18 protein-coding genes and 1 tRNA gene are annotated in these 17,898 nt (G+C 67.1%); 1 reads left to right on the forward strand and 18 read right to left on the reverse strand.

Annotated elements, in window-relative coordinates; all coding sequences use genetic code 11:
• Positions 1 to 55: 55 nt before the first annotated feature.
• Entirely contained in the window at positions 56 to 949 is an 894-nt protein-coding gene (locus PA27867_RS11205; protein WP_066599735.1) for a helix-turn-helix transcriptional regulator, read from the forward strand.
• 68 nt (positions 950 to 1,017) lie between these two features.
• On the opposite strand, the gene PA27867_RS11210 is transcribed toward PA27867_RS11205, so the two are convergent.
• The 18 genes from PA27867_RS11210 to gltX all read right to left on the reverse strand — a co-directional run bounded on the left by PA27867_RS11210 (position 1,018) and on the right by gltX (position 17,892).
• Positions 1,018 to 1,773, reverse strand: coding sequence for an SDR family oxidoreductase (locus PA27867_RS11210; RefSeq protein WP_066596370.1), 756 nt, complete (start codon positions 1,771 to 1,773; stop codon positions 1,018 to 1,020).
• A complete protein-coding gene (locus tag PA27867_RS11215) occupies positions 1,770 to 1,964 on the reverse strand; it encodes a hypothetical protein (RefSeq protein WP_066596373.1) in 195 nt (64 codons plus the stop codon). Before PA27867_RS11215 ends, PA27867_RS11210 begins: the two co-directional genes overlap by 4 nt.
• Before the next feature lie 85 nt (positions 1,965 to 2,049).
• Positions 2,050 to 2,439 (reverse strand): nuclear transport factor 2 family protein, encoded by a 390-nt coding sequence (locus PA27867_RS11220; RefSeq protein ID WP_066596375.1) that lies wholly within the window; start codon positions 2,437 to 2,439, stop codon positions 2,050 to 2,052.
• Positions 2,440 to 2,460: 21 nt separating this feature from the next.
• On the reverse strand, positions 2,461 to 3,939 hold the full coding sequence (locus PA27867_RS11225; protein WP_066596377.1) for an MFS transporter: 1,479 nt from the start codon (positions 3,937 to 3,939) through the stop codon (positions 2,461 to 2,463).
• A 233-nt stretch (positions 3,940 to 4,172) separates the two neighbouring features.
• Positions 4,173 to 5,603 (reverse strand): AMP-binding protein, encoded by a 1,431-nt coding sequence (locus PA27867_RS11230; protein ID WP_066596378.1) that lies wholly within the window; start codon positions 5,601 to 5,603, stop codon positions 4,173 to 4,175.
• Positions 5,600 to 6,703 carry an MSMEG_0565 family glycosyltransferase gene (locus tag PA27867_RS11235; protein ID WP_066596379.1) on the reverse strand — a complete coding sequence of 368 codons (1,104 nt, stop codon included), beginning with the start codon at positions 6,701 to 6,703 and terminating at the stop codon, positions 5,600 to 5,602. The genes PA27867_RS11230 and PA27867_RS11235 overlap by 4 nt, the downstream gene beginning before the upstream one ends.
• Positions 6,704 to 6,738: 35 nt before the next feature.
• A complete protein-coding gene (locus PA27867_RS11240; protein WP_066596382.1) occupies positions 6,739 to 7,596 on the reverse strand; it encodes a carbon-nitrogen hydrolase family protein in 858 nt (285 codons plus the stop codon).
• A 47-nt stretch (positions 7,597 to 7,643) separates the two neighbouring features.
• Positions 7,644 to 8,936, reverse strand: a complete 1,293-nt coding sequence (locus PA27867_RS11245) for an MSMEG_0569 family flavin-dependent oxidoreductase (protein WP_066596383.1) — start codon at positions 8,934 to 8,936, stop codon at positions 7,644 to 7,646.
• A 20-nt stretch (positions 8,937 to 8,956) separates the two neighbouring features.
• Positions 8,957 to 9,247, reverse strand: coding sequence for an MSMEG_0570 family nitrogen starvation response protein (locus tag PA27867_RS11250; protein ID WP_066596385.1), 291 nt, complete (start codon positions 9,245 to 9,247; stop codon positions 8,957 to 8,959).
• The gene (locus PA27867_RS11255; RefSeq protein WP_066596387.1) at positions 9,240 to 10,112 is read right to left on the reverse strand and encodes a carbon-nitrogen hydrolase family protein; all 873 of its coding nucleotides are present in this window, start codon (positions 10,110 to 10,112) and stop codon (positions 9,240 to 9,242) included. Before PA27867_RS11255 ends, PA27867_RS11250 begins: the two co-directional genes overlap by 8 nt.
• A gap of 63 nt (positions 10,113 to 10,175) precedes the next feature.
• Positions 10,176 to 11,579 carry an MSMEG_0567/sll0787 family protein gene (locus PA27867_RS11260; protein WP_066596389.1) on the reverse strand — a complete coding sequence of 468 codons (1,404 nt, stop codon included), beginning with the start codon at positions 11,577 to 11,579 and terminating at the stop codon, positions 10,176 to 10,178.
• A gap of 1 nt (position 11,580) precedes the next feature.
• Positions 11,581 to 12,636, reverse strand: a complete 1,056-nt coding sequence (locus PA27867_RS11265; RefSeq protein ID WP_066596390.1) for an MSMEG_0568 family radical SAM protein — start codon at positions 12,634 to 12,636, stop codon at positions 11,581 to 11,583.
• Positions 12,637 to 12,645: 9 nt separating this feature from the next.
• On the reverse strand, positions 12,646 to 13,170 hold the full coding sequence (locus PA27867_RS11270; protein WP_066596391.1) for an MSMEG_0572/Sll0783 family nitrogen starvation response protein: 525 nt from the start codon (positions 13,168 to 13,170) through the stop codon (positions 12,646 to 12,648).
• Positions 13,171 to 13,614: 444 nt separating this feature from the next.
• The gene (locus PA27867_RS11275; RefSeq protein WP_066596396.1) at positions 13,615 to 14,199 is read right to left on the reverse strand and encodes a hypothetical protein; all 585 of its coding nucleotides are present in this window, start codon (positions 14,197 to 14,199) and stop codon (positions 13,615 to 13,617) included.
• Positions 14,199 to 14,993, reverse strand: coding sequence for a helix-turn-helix domain-containing protein (locus tag PA27867_RS21355; protein ID WP_335582755.1), 795 nt, complete (start codon positions 14,991 to 14,993; stop codon positions 14,199 to 14,201). Before PA27867_RS21355 ends, PA27867_RS11275 begins: the two co-directional genes overlap by 1 nt.
• A 225-nt stretch (positions 14,994 to 15,218) precedes the next feature.
• A tRNA-Gln gene (locus PA27867_RS11285) sits at positions 15,219 to 15,290 on the reverse strand.
• Positions 15,291 to 15,325: 35 nt separating this feature from the next.
• Entirely contained in the window at positions 15,326 to 16,375 is a 1,050-nt protein-coding gene (locus PA27867_RS11290; protein WP_066596400.1) for an NAD(P)/FAD-dependent oxidoreductase, read from the reverse strand.
• A complete protein-coding gene (gltX, locus tag PA27867_RS11295; protein ID WP_066596401.1) occupies positions 16,372 to 17,892 on the reverse strand; it encodes a glutamate--tRNA ligase in 1,521 nt (506 codons plus the stop codon). Before gltX ends, PA27867_RS11290 begins: the two co-directional genes overlap by 4 nt.
• Positions 17,893 to 17,898 lie beyond the last annotated feature (6 nt).

Consider the following 17,898-nt stretch of genomic DNA (forward strand, 5'->3'; position numbering starts at 1 on the left):
GGAGGCCCTGGCAGAGCCTCTCATCGCGTGCCGGCCTGCGCGTAAGTTGGTGAAGGTGAGCAACCAGGATGAGATCCGTGAATTTCTGGCCAGTCGGCGCGCGAAGATCACCCCGGAGCAGGCGGGGCTACCGGCCTACGGCGGCAACAACCGACGGGTCAGCGGCCTCCGCCGCGAAGAGGTCGCCATGCTCGCCGGCGTGAGCGTGGACTATTACACGCGGCTGGAACGCGGCAACTTCGGCGGCGTCTCCGAGAGCGTTCTCGCTGCCATCGCCCGTGCGCTCCAACTCGACGACGCCGAACGCGAGCACCTGTTCGACCTCGCCCGCGCCAATCTCTCCCTGCGACCGGCCCGCCGGCGCCCCGCTCAGCAGCGGGTGCGGCCCACCGTGCAGCGCATCCTCGACGCCATGACGGATGTGCCGGCCTTCGTGCGCAACAACCGGCGCGACCTCTTGGCGGCTAACCGGCTCGGCTTCGCCGTCTACTCCGAGGTCTACGCCGACGGGGCGCAGCCGGTGAACACCGCCCGGTTCCTGTTCCTCAACCCGCGAGCACAGACATTCTTCCTGGACTGGCCCGGCGCGGCGACCGACATGGTCGCGAGCCTCCGCAGCGAAGTCGGCAAGGACCCACACGACCGCGGACTATCCGACCTGATCGGCGAGCTGTCCACCCGCAGTCAGGAGTTCAGCACCCTGTGGGCCAAGCACAACGTGCGCCACCACGTCAGCGGCACCAAGGGCATTCACCACCCGGTCGTGGGCGACCTGCAACTGACCTTCGAGTCGATGGATTTGCCCGCCGACCCGGGCCTGGCCCTCATCGTCTACGGTACCGAGCCCGGTTCAGCCAGCCACGATGCCCTCAGCATGCTCAGCAGCTGGGATGCCACCCAGATCCAAGGTGCCACACCGCAAGACGCGATAATGAGCGACGGGGCCTGACCCCGAGGCTCGAGCCGGTGCCTGGAGCACCTCCCGCGGGATCATGGTTGTCTCTCGGTGACCTTCGGTCAGGATTCCGGCGCGCTCAGGTCCCGGCGCACTGTGGCCGGCTCCGCGTCGAGGGGCTGGTTCGGTTGGTCCCTCACCCCGTCCAGGGAACCGTCGGGGTCCTTGTCCAGCGCCTGGAAGATCGGTTCAAGGGAGGCTGGGGCGGGTCCGTGTTCGGCCACGAGTTCGAAGGTGAGGTGGTCGGCGGCAGCGGAGGAGAGGCTGGCGACGAGAACGCGGGCGATCTGGTGGCGCGCGATGACGCCGTCTGCGGCGCTACCGGCATGGCGGGTGTCTCCCTGGAGCAGCGTGATCTCGAGCTGGTCCTCGTTGTTGTAGTCGAACCAGCCGGGCCGCACGATCGTGTACGCGTGGCCGCTTGCGCGCACCAAGCGTTCGCTGCGCCGCTTCCAGTCGTGGGTCTTTCCCCGCCGGGTCACACCGATCGCCGTCATCAGCGCGATCCGCACCGGCCGCTCGCCGAGGGCCTGCAGCACGTTCTTCACGGCGCCGTAATCCACGGCTTCGGCCGCTGCCGCATCACCGTAGGCGCTTCCGTGGGTGAAGACAACGGCGTCGATACCGGCAACGGCGTTCGTGAGGGTGTCGGGCCGGGATAGTTCGCCGACCACGATGCTGGCGGCGGGGTCGAGTCGGCCGGCCCGAGATGCGTCGCGCACGAGGGCCCGGACGTTATAGCCCTGGCGAACCGCTTCGGCGACGACGTGCCGGCCGACGCTCCCGGTCGCTCCGATGATGAGTACGGTGCCGCTCATGCTTCCGGAATCTCTCGTCCGAAGGCCTCGAGCGTGGTGGCCTCTGGGGCGGGGCCTCCGCGCACTCCGGTGTCGAGGGCGCCGATGGCGCTCATTTCCTTGTCGGTGAGCTCGAAGTCACAGACGGCGAAGTTCTCTGCGATGCGCTCCGGACGCACAGACGTCGGGATGACGGAGTGGTTAGTGGTCATATTTCGACCGTATCCGCAGGCCGTTCGCGCTGGGAGGGCCTGTCAGCACCCCCTTATCGCGGGGCACACGTGAACAGGGTGCGATTCACCAGGTGCTTGCGACAGTACGTTTGGCGGCCCATCCCACGGAGGTGCGCACGAAGTCGATGCGCAATTGAAGCGGCCAGGTTCCTTCGGTCCCCCAGATCGTGGCGTGGGTGTGACAGCGCGCGGTCAGCGTCACCGACGCCGCCGTGACGACAGGGGTGATGTCGACATTGCGGATCGAGTGGTACGTCATCTGCCCGGTGGCAATGTCGTCGAGCCATTCGGCCCTGCTCTGCTGGTAACCGGTCATGTGCGTGAGGGTGAAGTCCTCGGTCAGCAGCGAGCCGAGCCTGCTGACATCCGCATCGACCATCGCCTCACGCTGAGCCAGGAAGTCGCGGGTGATTTCTTCGACGACATCTAGAGGTGTGTGTGGCGTGCTGGGCATAGGTCGTACCTTTCTCTTTCTCTAGTGCTCGTTTGCAAGCGCGGGGATTTCGTTGGAGTCCAGGGCGACAGCGGCCCGCGGCGGTGCTGCGGATGCCCCGCAATGGGCTGACCTGTGGTCGGCCACACTGGCGACGACCGCCACGAGCACGGCGAGGGCGAGCAGCGCACTTCCGGCCGTGAGGGCGGCGGAGACCTGCTGTTCCAGAGGATCGCTGGCCTCACCCGAACCGGTAGTGCCAGCTCTGGTGGCAACCGCGACGAGGATGCCCAGTCCCAGTGACATGCCGACCTGGTGGAAAGTGTTGACGATCCCGGATGCTGCGCCGGCATCCGACGGAGCGGCCCCGGCGATTCCCATCGAGGTCATCGGCGCGAACGCCAGTCCTTGCCCAGCGCCGATCAACACCATCGGGAATGCGATCCCGCTGACGTACGCGGTGGCCGGACCCAACTGGGCGAGCCAGATCATCCCGCCCAGGGTGAGCAGCAGACCCGCCAGAAGGGGCCAGACGTTGCCGAGCCGGTCAACGAGCCGCGGAATCGCCAACGCGACGGCGAAGTTCACCAGCGTCATGGGCAGGAACGCCATGCCGGCCTGCAGCGGAGTGAAGCCGAGCACGCCTTGCAGGTACTGGGTGGTGAAGAAGAAGAATCCGATCATGGCACCGAGATAGAGCAGCCGAACCAGGTAGGCTCCGCTGCGTTCCCAGCTGCGGAACAGCCGCAAAGGCATGATCGGCTGGGCGGCGCGTGATTCCGCGATCACGAAGGTCACGAGCAGCACGACGGCGAGCAGGCCGGAGACGATGGTCAGGGCAGCGGCCCAGCCGGCTTCAGCACCGTGCAGAAGAGCGAACACGAGCGCACCGACGCCGAGGGTCGAGGTTACTGCGCCTGTGACGTCGAATCTTCCGGGTGCCTTCGGGGTTTCCGGGAGGAACCGGGGGGCCAGGAGAATCATGGCGAGACCGATCGGCACGTTGATGATGAATCCCGCTCGCCAGGAGAACCAGGATGCCGCGGCACCGCCGATCAGCATCCCGGCGCTGGCGCCGATTCCGGCCGTGGCCGCGTACCAGGCAACCGCGCGGGAGCGCTCGCGCCCCTCGAAGCTCGCCGTCAGCAGCGACAACGCTGACGGCGCTACGACGGCCGCACCGATGCCCTGCAGAGCACGCGCTGCAATCACCCACCATCCCGTCGGGGCTACCGAGATCAAAAGGGATGCCACGGCGAAAACGACCAGCCCGACGACGAACACCCGTCTCCGGCCGAGAATGTCACCAGCCCGAGCGCCGAGGAGCAGGAATCCGCCGAACACCAGCGTGTAGGCATCTTGCACCCAAGCCAGTTCCGCTGAGGACAAGCCGAGGTCCGATTCGAGACTGGGCAGGGCGGTGAAGATCACTGAATTGTCGAGCAGGATCATGAAGTAGCTGACAAGAATGATCGTCAAAATTGCGCCCTTGTGACGGACGGCTGAGGGTGTCGGGGTCATGGATATCCTTCCTGACACCCATGCCACCATCGTTCTGGCGCGGCTGGCAGGGCCGGCTGTGCCGGGTACTGCCGGTACCTGCCTGGATCGTGTCGACCGGTGCACCGGTGTTCACACCCAGCCGCCTTGCGGCGGGTGCCGTGCTGGTGCTGCGCTGCTCTGACCGCGCCGACGCTGGATCCCCGGGCTGCGAGAGCGCGGCCCCACCCTAGGCCCGAGCGGAATCCGGCTGCTTAGGGACCGAAGGTGGATCGGTTAGCCTTGCCGGCGTCATTGCGGAGCGGCTCGGTCGCGACACGAATGGCCCGGGGCCGCTTGGTGGGCTCGAGCCGTTCGCGGCACCAGCCGAGCATCTCCGACGCAAGCTGCTCAGTGCCGGTGGAGGCGTCATGAGCTGTACTGAATGTCGCCCCGCCGATGTCGACGACGGCCTCGACCCGCTGGCCGAGGTCGTCGTCGGGCACCCCGTAGGCCACGGCGCTGCGCACCAGCGGATGCTGTTCCAATACACGCTCCACCTCCGCCGGGTACACGTTCTCGCCGCCGGTGATGATCAGGTCGTCCCGGCGGTCGAGCACATACAGATAGCCGTCCGCGTCCAGGTAGCCGAGATCGCCAAGGGAATCCCAACCATCCACGCGACGGTCCGGTGCTCCGAGGTACTGATAGCTGGGTCCACCAGAGCGGGTCATCCACACCTCGCCGACCACGTCAGGCGGACAGGGTGCACCATCGACGTCGCGCACCTCGAACCGCGAGCCGCCGATCGGCCGGCCCACACTGCCCGGGTGGTCCAGCCACTCGTCGCCGCGGATCATCGTGAGCCCGCTCGATTCGGTGCCCGCGTAGACCTCGATGATCCTCTCGGCGCCCAGCCAGTCGCAGAAGAAACGTTTGAGGTCGGGCGCGCACGGCGCGCCGAGGTGCAGCAGTGTCTCGATCGATCTCAGGTCGGCGCGGTCACGGTCCACCGCGGGGAGTCGGCGGATGCGGTGCATCATCGTGGGCACCAACAACAGCCAGCTGACCCGGTGCTCAGTGATCGCCTCGAGCACCCGGCGCTCGTCGAAGCGCGGCAGAACGACCAGGGTGTGGCCGGTCATCAACCCGCGGAAGGCGTAGGTGAACGTGGCCGAGTGGAACAGCGGCCCGCTGACCAGTTGCACTGCCTGCTGCGGAATGAACGCGGCGACGGGTTGACTCGGGTCGATGAGCGCGGGTGCTGCGGCCCGCACGATCTTGGGTGTGCCGGTGCTCCCCGATGAGGTGGGGGCCTTCCAGCTGTCGGCCCAGGCATCCGGCAGGTCGTCGTCGCCGAACGACAGGTCCGGGCGGTAGTCGGCGTCGACCAGCAGAACTGAACCGGCCACCTCGATGATCGCGGAGCGGGTCTCGGCCGGCAGCTTTGGCGACAGCGGCTGCGGGGTGGCACCGAGCTTCCAGATCGCGACGCACACCTCGATGAAGAGCAGACCGTTAGGAAGCGCCACACTGACGAGGTCGTTTCGACCGACGCCGTGCGCGGCAAGGTCGCGGGCCCACCGGTTGCTGCCGCGGTGGAGCTGCCCCGCGGTGAGGGTTCCCTCGTCGGCGGTGACCAGAACTCGGTCCGGCGATACCTGGGCGAGGTCGGCGAAGACCTGAGCAAAAGAGACCCGGCTCATGCGGGTTCCGCGGCCAGCACCGAGCGGTACAGCTCGAGGTGACTGAGGGCGGCCGTGTGCCAACTGTGCGAGACGGCCAGGTCGCTCCCCCGGTGCGGATCAGGCGCGTCGCCGCTGAGCACGGCCGCAAGCTGCGCGGCGATGGCCGGCGGCGTGTCGGCATATCGCACCGCCTCGCCGAAGACCTCCCGCAGCACGGGCAGGTCGCGGGCCACGACCGGGACCCCGGCGGCGAGGGCTTCCATGGCCGCCAGGCCGAAGCCCTCCTTGGTGGAGACGAAGCCGAGGGCGCGGCTCCCGGCCACGAGCCCGGGCACACGGGGGTCGTCGATGGTGCCCAGGAACACCGGCTCAATGGCCAGCTCGCGGGCCCGGGCGTCGAAGGCGTCCCGGTAGGGCCGGTAGTCGAACAGGGTCTCCCCTCCCCCGAACACCAACCGCACGCCGTCGTGCTCGCCGGCCCGTCGCAGCAGCGCGTAGGCCTCGAGCAGGTCAATGCTGCCCTTGCGGGGTTCGATGCCGCCAAGGGCGAGGATGTAGTCGCCCAACCGCGTGGTCCAGTATTCCCGGTCGGCGCTGCCGTCGGGTCCGGCGGCGCGGACGAAGCGGGCGGCATCCACCCCGTTGGGAATCACGGTGGGCGTGCGGGCCCAGCCGGTGCGCACCTCGGCCGCGACCGCTGCCGACACACAGATCAGCGCAACGGGTTGTGCGATCGCCCGGTCATGGCAGGCAATCAGCTCGGGGGTGGTGAATGCGTCCAGGTGGTGCACGGTGCGGATGCCGCCGGGCACTGCGTTCGCCGAGATGCAGTCCTGCGCGTGCACGACGTCGTAGTCGGCGGGCCGGAATGCCGCCGCCATGGTGTCGATCGAGCGCAGGATCCGTTCGCCCACGCTCTCGCCGTCGCGAGGATGGAACGGCACCACCTCAAGGGTGACCGCCGGGTCGACGTCGCGGAAGAACGCCCGGTCGCCGCCGCGGCCGAGAGTCCACACGCTCACGTCCACTCCGATCGCGGCGAGAGCTTCGGCGAGGGCGAGGGTGTGCACCACCCCGCCGCGCGGCTTGGTGGAGTAGGTAATCAGGGCGACGCGCATTGCAGTCCTTTCGCGCCGAAACGCCGGGTGGGAGGTTACGCGTGCGCCCCGGCCTGGTCCAGCCGGTAGGCGCCGGGCGTGCGCTGTTGCAGGTGGAACAGGGACCGCCTGGCCCGGGTGACGACGGCCGAGACGTCGGCGTCGGCCACGGCGAGGCCGCCCTTCGCCCAGGTCTTTGACACGATCTCACCCGCAGGGTCGACGACTTTGGCCTGGCCCAGGAACCGCAGCCCGCCGAGCACCCCGGTCTGGTTGGACGACACCAGAAAGACCTGGTTCTCGGCCGCACGAGCACAGTCGTACAGGTCGAAGAGGTGCGCCTGCCGGTCGTTGCGCATCCGGTCGGACCGGTCGGTGACGCTGGCCGGCCATGCCGACAGGCAGGCCAGGATCGTGGCGCCGTCGAGCGCGAGGGTGCGGGCGGACTCCGGGAAGGTCTTGTCGAAGTCGATGAGCATGCCGAGGCGGCCCACCGGGGTGTCGAACGGCACAAAATCGTGGCCGGCCCGGTACGTGTTGGCCTCGCCAAGGGGCAGGTGCACCTTGCGGTGAACACCGATTATCTGCCCTTCGGCGACGCACACGGCAGAGTTGTACCGGTTTTCGATGCCATCCTCGACGACGCGTTCGGTGAGGCCGAACGCCACGACCATGTCACCGGCCATCTCGATGATCGCCGCGACTTCCGGTCCGTCGAGCTCCACGCTGGGCGGCGGTGAGCTCTCGGGATGGTTCATGTCGAGCAGGTAGCCGCCGAGGGTGGCATCGGGCAGCACCAATAGTTGGATCTCCCGCTCCCGGGCCTGTTCGATCAGCCCGGGGAGCTTGGCCAGGGTGCGCTGGATGTCCCGCCCGAAATGCGCCGCTGCTGCGGCCATTCTGATGGAAGCCATGTGGCGTACCGTACCGATCTGCTGGTGATGATGATGTGATTACGAGACTAGCTGGCTAGCTGACCGTGCCTGCTCTCGTCGTGAGCGCGTCCAAGGGAGACGCGTTCGATGAGCCGCTCGGCAAGGTAGCCGGCGTCGCGGGCGATGGCCTCGAACCGGCCAGACCCCCAGGAATTCAGCCAGGGCAGGCCCACGAAGTAGAGGCCTTTGGAGTCGGTCACCCCGCGGTGGTGGGTGGGGTGTCCAGCGCCGTCGAAGACGCCGACCTTCACCCAGCGGTAGTTGGCCCGGTAGCCGATCGACCAGATGACGGTGGAGATACCGGCGGCCTCGAGGTCGAGGTCCGTGGGTTCCGCGGTGGGTTGCCAGACGGGCGTGTAGCGGTCCTCTGTGGGGACGTCGATTCCCTCCCGGGCGATGTACCGGTCGATGTCGTCCTTGATCGACTCGGCGACCGAGTCGGCGTAGTCCAGCGAGTCGCCCAGGGTGGGATCGAAGAGCACCGACCCGCCGGTGAGGCTGTGGGCGCGGCCGTAGAGATGCATGCCGTCACGGGCGAAGGCGCGCAGGTCGAGGTCGCGACCGCCGTCACGTCCGGTGACGTAGTGGTTGGTGGATTCGCGCTTCGATAGCCCACCGGCCTGCTGCTGCACCGGAACGTCATAGACACCCATGTCGCTGAGCCAGGCGACACAGTCGCGGCCCCGGTAGAACCGGGCCACCCGCGGTGCGCCGCCGACGGCGAGGTGCACGTCGCGGCCCTCGAGGAAGAGGTCTTCGGCGATCTGGGTTCCGGATTGGCCGGTGCCCACGACGAAGACGCCGCCTGCGGGCAGGTCGCCTGCGTTGCGGTATTCCGACGAGTGCAGCTGCGTGATCGACGCCGGCAGCGCCGCGGCGAAGGCGGGCAGCACCGGGTCGTGATAGCCCCCGGTGGCGATGACGACCTGCTCGGCGATGAAGTGGCCGGCGGAGGTGGTGACGTCGTAGCCGCCGTCACCACGCTCGGCGAGGCGGGTGACCTCTACTCCGGAGCGCACCGGGGCGTTGAAGGAGGCTGCATAGCCGCTGACGAAGTCCTGCACTTCGGCCCGGGTCATGAAGCCATCCGGGTCCGGCCCTGCGTAGTCGTAGCCGGGCAGCCGGCACTGCCAGTTCGGCGTCACCAGGGTGAAGTTGTCCCAGCGACCGGTGCGCCATTCGTGGGCGACTCCGGCCTGTTCCAAGAGAACGTGGTCGATGCCGGCCTGGGTGAGGTGCCAGCTCACTGACAGGCCGGCCTGGCCGGCGCCGACGATGACGACAGAGAACTGCTCGGGTTCGTGGGATGTGGTGGTCATGATCTGCTGCTCTCGTCGGGTCAGGGAAGTGGTGGGTGCATCCGCAGGACGCGCACGCTGGTGGTGGCGGGGAAAGCCTCCGCCGTGGCCGTGATCTCGTCACGCTGCGCCATCGCTGACGTGCACGCGAATCCGTACTTGGCGCGCACCCGGTCGCTGGCCAGGTCGAGGGCCGCGGTCGTGCGCTCAACGAACTCGGCCAACGGGTAGTCGGCGTTGGCCCTCAGGTAGTCGTGCATGACCAGGCTGGGCGAATAGCAGTCAGTGACGCTGCCGTCGGGCCAGGCCACCGTGAAGGTCATCTCAGGCATGCGCGGGCTCCCCGACACCGATGCTGTACGCATCCGGACGGCGGTCGCGCAGGTGGAACATGCCGCCGCGCATGGCCCGGAAGGTTTCGGCAACGTCGATCTCGGCGATCGCGAGGCCCGCATCCAGCCCGGTGGTGGCCAGGACATTGCCACCCGGGTCGACGACCTTGGCGTTGGCGACGTAGCGCAGCGAACCGAAGGTGCCGGCCTGGTTGGACGCCAACCAGAAAACCTGGTTGTCCAGGGCGCGGGACATGTCAAAGAGGTTGTGCCGGTAGGTCCAGCGATCCTGCTGCAGGTCTTCTGCGGTTGCGGTGCGCGCGGCGGGCCAGGCTGAGATGCTGATGATGATCTCAGCGCCATCGAGGGCGAGCGACCGGGCTGCCTCAGGGAAGGCCTTGTCGTAGCAGATCTGCAGGCCCAGGCGACCGACCGGGGTGTCGAAGGCTTCGTAGTGGTCGCCGGCCGAGTACGACATGTTCTCGCCCAGCGGCTGGTGCACCTTGCGGTAGGAGCCGTAGATCTGGGTGCTGTCCAGCGCCGCGGATGCGTTATAGCGGGTGATGCCGTCGTCGGCGAGCTCGCAGAACCCCACGACCACGACCATGTCGCCGGCGATCTCGCCAACGCGTTTGAGTTCAGGGCCGTCGAGGCGGATCGCCGGCGGGAGCGAGCGGGTGGTGTTCTTCAGCGTGTCGCCGTGGCTGCCGAGCGACGACAGGTAGCCGCCGATGGCGGCCTCCGGCAGGGCGAGGAGCCGCACCCCCAGGGCGCGGGCCTGGGCGACCAGGTCGGCGATCTGGGCGTAGTTCTCTTCGAGGTCCCGCCCGAAGTTGGCGGCAACGGCCGCAACGGTCAATGTCATCTTGTGTCCTTAAGGGGATGCTGAAGCTGAGTGGAGTTAGGAGAAGGTGTGGGTCGAGCGCGTTCAGGCGGATGGGCCGAGGCCGGTCACGCCGCTGGCTATCGCTCGGGTGATCTCGCCATCTGGCCAACGCAGGTGCACGCCGCCGATCGTCGTGGTCTCGCCGATTTCGGCGGTGACCGCGTGGGCGGAGGCCATCCGCCCACCGCCGCGGTCGTCGACGGTGAGCATGCCAAAGCCGGGGAAGCAGGTGAGCCAGTCGCCTATGGTGGCCTCGTGGGGCCGCGGAATGGCGGCCACGTCGACGATGGCACCGACGCCGCTGGCCTCGGCGAGCATGCCGACGGTACCGACGAGCCCGGCCATACTCACGTCCTTGGCCGCGGCGGGGCGGGCCCTCGCCACCGTCTGCGCGAGGTCACGCAGTTCGGCGCCGGTGCGGTGGGAGGACGAGTCCCACTGCAGGCCGCTGTAGCCGGGACGCCAGCCGCCACTGATGTCGACAGTGAGACTGAGCGCCTGGTCGGGTCGGGCGCCACCGCCGGGCACCGGTGTATCCGTGCGGCCGAGAGCCGTGACGCTGAGCGCCGCAGACACGCCCAGCTGGGTATGGCCGCCGAGCACGGGTATCCCCCACGCCTCAGCGCCGCTCTGCAGTCCGCGCAGGATGCGGGCTGCGAACGAGGCATCGCGGGCGGCGACAGCGTCGAGCATGCCGACGGCGTTGGCGCCCATGGCGGTCAGGTCGTTCACGTTCACGAGCACTGCGCACCAGCCAGCCCATTCCGGGTCGCGTTCCACCAGGGACGGCACGATCGCGTCGCACACGGCGATGAGGTCGCTGCCCGGAACCGGGCTGCCGTCGTCGCCGACGAAGCCTGCCCCACCCAGCCCAGCAGCGGTAGCGCCGAACGGCTGCAGCAGCGTGGCAAGGTGCGCTTTGGCTCCCTGCGCCGCCCGTTCCAGCCGGGTGATCGGCCAGCGCATCACGGTGTGTTCCTTCCCGAGCAGCTCGGTGCGCCTCAGGGCGATCCAGCCGAGCCGGCGGAAGAGCACTTCGTTCTGGCTCTGCACTGTTGCTTCGAATCGCAGCACGCCGCGGCTCTCCACCTCGGCGCAGGCGGCGCGGATCAGCGCACCGCCGATACCGGCCACGCCGCGGGCGCCGCGGGCCACGGCTAGTCGGCTACCGGTCCACCAGCCGAGGTCCCGACCGGGCACCGCGGGTGCGATCCGGACCCCGCCCACGATCGAGCCTTCGTCGTTTCGGGCAACGAGCACTACGGTGCGCGGGTCGTCATCGATGTCGTCCAGATCGGAGCCGGGGAACAGGCCCTGTTCCTGCACGAAGACGTCGGTGCGCAGGGCGCGGTACGCCGCGAGTGCCTCCGCCTGGGCTATTTCGATGAGGAGGCCACGCGGTGCCGCGGTACCGATCGGTGCGCCCTCGAGCACGGGGACCTGCATGTCAGGCTCCCGCGGTCTTGAGCACGCTGCAGGCTCCACAGGCGGCGCATCCGGCGGTTTGGCCGGAGGCGAGCATATTGGCGCCGATCAGCAGGTCCGCGACCCGGCGGGACAGGTTCTCGAGCAGGATGCCGCTGGGCGGCAGCACCTTGTCGACATCCGTGGCCAGGGTGCCGCGGAGAGGTCGGAAAGGTACGACGAAGGGGTAGACGCCCATCTCGATGAGTTCTTTGGTGGACTCGACGAACTCGTCGGGGTCCTCCCCCATTCCCACGATCAGGTAGGTGGAGACCTGGTTGCGCCCGAACACGCGTACCGCTTCGCGCCAGGCCGCCCGGTATTCGTCGGTTGATACGGAAGCCTTGCCGGGTGTCCACTGCTGGCGAACCTTGTCATCCATCGACTCAATGTGAATGCCGATGGAGCTGACGCCCGCGTTATAGAGGTCGGTGAGCACGGCGAGGTCGGCCGGCGGTTCGATCTGCACTTGGATGGGCAGGTCGGGCACGACGGCCTTGATCGCGCGCACGCAACGTTCGAGGTGCCGAGCGCCGCGGTCCTTACCCTTGGAGGTGCCGGTAGTCATCACCATCTGCTTCACACCGTCCAGCCGCACGGCCGCCTCAGCGACCTCGGCCAGCTGGGCCGGAGTCTTGACGGCGATGGTGGCGCCGGCTTCGAGGGATGCCTCAATGGCGCAGAATCGGCAGCGCTGCGATTCCTCGTAGCGCATACAGGTCTGCACTGCGGTGGTGGCGAGAACGTCCTTGCCGTGCAGGCGGGCGATCTTCTCGTAGGAGACACCGTCCGCCGTGCTGAGGTCGTAGAAGCGGGGCCGGTTGACCGGGCTCACGTCCAGTCCCAGGTCCGCACCGTCAAGCAGCAGTTTGCCGTTCTTGACCAGGTACGGGCTGTTCGGGTTGATGGGAATGGCGGAGCCCACACCGTTGATGAGCAGGTGGCCGTCGTCGCTCGGTCCGGCACCTGCTTCACGGTGCACAGGAGCCGAGACGCGGATGCCACGAATGGCAATGTCGACTCTCGTGGTCAGGCTCATGGTCGCCGCCTAGAAGTTGTACGTGGAGTTGATGATGGCGCCCTTGCGGGCGTAGTGGATGAGCGCATCCTGTACGTCAAGCGGGTGCGCGGGGATGGTGCCGGCGATGAGGTCTTCTTCGCGGATGCCGTGCAGCGACAGGCCAAAGCGGCAGACGAAGACGGTGCCGCCCTCCTTGATGAAAGTCTCGAGGGCGTCGTTGATGTTCTGCTCACCGGGGAAGGCGCTATCTCCGGTGGTAGGAAAGCCGCGGTTGGCGACGGCGTTGATCGCACCGGGGCCGTAGAAATAGATGGCAGATTCGAAGCCCTTACGCAGCGCACGCGTGGCCTGCAGAATGGCGACGAAGCTGACTGAGGATTCGTGGGCGATACCGTGCACGAGGGTGAAGTAGGACTCCCCGTTCTCGGCCTTGTAATCGGGGAAGATCTTGGTGGAACCGTAGATGTTGCTGCCCTTGGGCAACGACGGGTGCGGGATTTCGCCCAGGGACTTCTGGATGTTTTCGGCGATCTGCTGGTCGAGTTCTGACATGTTGACTCCTGTGCGATGTAGGCTTCGAAAACCGGTGGAGCTTCCGTAGACCTAAGTCAAAGCGACGTGTGTTTCGTTATGGTTCCAGACGGAATACGGGGTTGTTACATGTCCCCGGCCGCGGGTGCGCAGGACGCGTGGACCGTGCTGGCCAGTACGTGCCCTCCTGCCACGTCACACTGACGATCCCGCAGTTCAGGAATCCGGCCTCATGACGATCGGCGTGTACGGCCTGATCCGAGGCCCCGAGAAGGCGATCTGATGTGTCGTGTCCACGATGCAGCTGCAGAGTGGGGCGCGCCCGCAACGAACATCCGAGTATTGGTTCCCGCCGGCACTCTGGCTGTCCGGCGGGGCAACTTTGGCCGAGACCAGGGCTACGTAGCGCCTCCCTTTCGGCCGGCTCACGTCGAGACCCCTCGGCGACGTCGCATTTGGCACGGATCAGATATTGATCGGCCCGGGCGAATCCGGCGTCGCCGTGGGCTCACCATCGAGAATGGCGTTCACTATCTTCTCCGCACGTGGCGCGAGCATATCGCCGGGGTAGAACTGCTCATAGAGTTCGCCCGCGTCTTCGACTGTGTGAACGTCGCACAGAGCGAGGAGGAGTCTGATATCGCGGGTGTCGCGCCCGGGGCGATTCGCTCGGAGCTTCATCACCAGCATCGCCTCTTTGGAGGCCACTTCAATGACGATGCCATCCTCATCATGGATGGTCTCCCACTCAACGGCACGACCGAGAGTGGGAATGGCGTCGACCTTCGTGACCTCGAAGTTCAGCCATTTCGCGTCCCACCCGCGCCGATAGGCGATCCTCTCGGCAGCGGCCGCGACGGACTCATCTGAGCCGGGGTTGACGTGAAGGACATCCAGGTCCTGCGTCGTCCCTCGGTCGAAGTAGCGCAGAGCGAGTGCCGCGCCGCCCACGAGCCGGATGCCAGCGACCTCGCCCGCATCGCGAAGCTCGGCGACGAGATCTCGAAGGCCGAGGATGATCGCGCCACGATCAAGCGGAGTGCCGGTCATCAAACGCTCGCAAAGGTATCCGCCCAAGCGAGGACACCGCGTTCGGCGAACTCTTCCGGCACGTCTTCACGCTCGGGCGCCGGGTCTGCTGGGTCGACCCGGAAGACGACGGGTACCGTCAGTGCGCGATCGGGGTGGTTGACCCATCCAGGGAGCGGGATGTCTTCCTGGTTGAGCCTCCACGCCACAAGAGCCGCAATCGCCGCATCCCACACCCGATCCCCGGTACGTTCCGGCTCCGTCAGCCCCAGGACTCCTCGGACGAGTCCGTGTTCGGCGGTGAGGTTGTCATTCAATTGGAGGAGCGCCCGCAGGGCCCGGTCTGTGTCACGAGCACGCAGATGTTCACGAATCGCCTCTGCCGAACTCGCAGCGTCGTCCCGTCGTGTGGGAGCGGCGTACAGGCGGTGTCCGGTGCCAGCGAGGAGCCGATCAACTGTGCTGTAGGCGGCGTCTCTGCCCCGTTCGTGATGAGAGACACTGGCCTGATCGATGCCGGTCAACTCTGCAAGTCTCGCCTGCGTGATACGACGGCTCCGACGGGCGGCCCTAACGAGGGTGGATGACGCTGCCACGGTAGTCACCTTCCCTTCCAATATGACTCCTGGAACATATTCTACGCGCACACATCCACAAGTGGGTGGCGAATGTACTGGCGGTAACCACCAGTTCGCAGCAGGCAATTCGCCTGATGCGCCGAACAATAACCACAGAACACGCACCCCGAAGCGCCAACAGCCGCCACCGAGAGTGACACCAGCAACTGAAGTTGATTGTGGTGCGTTTCTGGTCACGCAGACTCCGGGAAGACCGGGAATCGTGGGCGGGCCAAACCAATGCTCAACGCTACCCGGGCAATGCAACGCTTCTCATAGGATCATAATGACGAATTAGCCACTGACCGGCATAAAAAATGAGGAGCAAGCTAAATCGGCGTCGCGCTTCAGCGGTTTTCGGACATGAATCGACAGTAGAGTCGAAACAAAAAAACCCCCGCATGACCGGGGGTTTAGTTACTGCTGGGGTACCTGGACTCGAACCAAGAACAAATGAACCAGAATCATCCGTGTTGCCAATTACACCATACCCCAATGGCGAAGTCCGAGAACCGCGCCGAAAAGTAACTCTAGCCCACTTCGGTGCGACCAGACAAATTGAGCGGAGGGTGTGTCGTGAGCGGGCCCAGAAGCTCCCGGTTGATGGCCACGGCGGCGCGCGCACCCTCGCCGGCGGAGACCAGGAGCTGCTCCGGTCCGGGTGGGGTGGTGTCGCCAGCGGCGAAGAGTCCGGGCACCGACGTGCGCCCCTGCGGGTCGACAACGATCAGGCCGGACGCATCCGTGGCGGGGTTCAGTGCACCCGCGAAGGTGGCCGCCGCTTCATACTTGGGACGCACAAAACCGCCCGCCCGGGGCACGAACTCGCCGTCGGCGACCTGGATACCGGTCATGGCACCGCGCTCCCCCACAACGTCCGTGAGGGCGCGTCGATCGACTCGGATGCCGCGGGCGGCCAAAGCCGACTCGTCGGCGTCGGTGACCTGCCCGATGCCGTTGGTGAAGACGACCAGGTCGTCGGTCCACTGCGAGATGAGCAGTGCGTGTTCGGCGAGGTCGTCGGTCTCGCCGATCAGGGCGAGGGCACGGTCAGCCTCTTCATAGCCGTCGCAAGCGATGCAGCTGTGCAGATTGGTGCCGTACCAGGCGCGGATGCTCGGCAGCGCCGGCAGGGTCTCGGCCAGGCCCGAGGCAATCAGAACCGTGCGCGCCGTGACGGTGCGGTTCTTCTCGCCACGCATGCCCTTGGTGGAGACTGTGAAGCGCACGGGAGCGAGCTCGGAGCCGGAAGTCGGAGCGTCCAGCTGCGCGATCGCACGCACGAGCCCCATGTGGAACTCGGCGGCCGGGTACGCCTCGTACTCCTCACGGCCGATACGACGCAGCTCCAGCGGCGGCACACCGTCGCGGGTGATGAACCCGTGCGAGCGCAGGGTGGCCGAGTGCCGGGGCCGGTTACTGTCGATCATCAGCGTGCGGCGCCGGGCGCGCACAAGGCTGAGCCCGGCGGCCAGGCCGGCGGGGCCGGCGCCGATGATGACGACGTCGTAGGGCGCCTCACCGGCGCCGGCAGCGGTGTCGCTACCGGAGCCGGCCGGAACGGTACGGTCGGTCGTCATGACACCAGGGTCGCCGAGAGCCGATCCAGGCGGGCGAGCGAGTCGGCCTTGCCGAGGATCTCCATCGACTCGAACAGGGGCGGCGAGATCTTGCGTCCGGAGACAGCGACGCGCAATGGGCCGAACGCCACGCGGGGCTTGAGCCCGAGGCCGTCGATCAGGGTCTCGGTGAGGGTGGTGTGCACACGCTCGTGGGTCCATTCCGCTTCGGGAATGTCCCGAAGGGCCAAAGTGGCGGCCGTGAGGATCTCGCCGGCGTTCTGCGGGAGTGAGGCGAGGGCATCCGCCTGGTGCTCGAGCTTGTCGGCCGGCTGGAAGAGGAACCCGAGCATGGCCGGGGTCTCACCGAGCAGGGCGATACGCTCCTGCACGAGGGGGGCCGCGGCGGTGAGGATGGCCTTCTGGTTCTCGCTGAGCGGCTCGGATAGCACGCCTGCGGCTGCGAGGTACGGCACCACTCGCTGGGCGAAGTCGGCCGGCTCGAGCAGGCGGATGTGGTCGCCGTTGAGCGACTCGGCCTTCTTGAGGTCGAAGCGTGCCGGGTTGGGGTTCACGTCGACGACGTCGAACGCGGCGATCATCTCCTCGATGGAGAACACGTCGCGGTCGTGCGTGAGCGACCAGCCCAGGAGGGACAGGTAGTTGACCAGACCCTCGGGGATGAAGCCGCGTTCGCGGTGGAGGAAGAGGTTCGATTCGGGGTCGCGCTTGGAGAGCTTCTTGTTCTTGTCGCCCATGACGTAAGGCAAGTGGCCGAAGCGGGGCACGAAGGTGGTAAGTCCGATGTCGATCAGCGCGTGGTACAGCGCGATCTGGCGCGGGGTGGAGGAGAGCAGGTCCTCGCCGCGCAGCACGTGGGTGACACCCATGAGCGCGTCGTCGACCGGGTTCACGAACGGGTAGAGCGGGTGCCCATTGGGCCGCACCACGACGAAGTCGCTGAACGAACCGGCCGGGAAGGTGATCTCGCCGCGCACCAGGTCGTCGAAGGAGAGCTCGGTGTCGGGCACCTTGAGGCGGAGCGCTGGCTGGCGGCCCTCGGCGCGGAACGCGTCCTTCTCCTCGTCGGTGAGGTCGCGCTCGTAGTTGTCGTAGCCGAGCTTGGGGTCGCGGCCGAGCTTGATGTTGCGCTCGGCGATCTCCTCGCCGGTGGCGAAGCTCTCGTAGATGTGGCCGGACTCGACAAGCTTCGCGATCACGTCGCGGTAGATGTCGTAGCGCTGGGACTGCCGGTACGGCTCGTTCGGTCCCCCGGTCTCCACGCCCTCGTCCCAGTCCAGGCGCAGCCAGCGCATGGCCTCGAGAAGCTGGGTGAAGCTCTCCTCGCTGTCGCGGGCGGCGTCGGTGTCCTCCACGCGGAAGATGAACTTACCTCCCGTGTGCCGGGCATAGGCCCAGTTGAACAGGGCCGTGCGGATCAGGCCGACGTGCGGCGTGCCGGTGGGCGAGGGGCAGAACCGCACACGCACATCAGTGCCGGTTGCGGTCGAGAACGGGTGCGCTGTTGTAGTAGACATACGGCA

Origin of the sequence: Cryobacterium arcticum (assembly GCF_001679725.1) — a bacterium.
Taxonomy (GTDB): Bacteria; Actinomycetota; Actinomycetes; order Actinomycetales; family Microbacteriaceae; genus Cryobacterium; species Cryobacterium arcticum_A.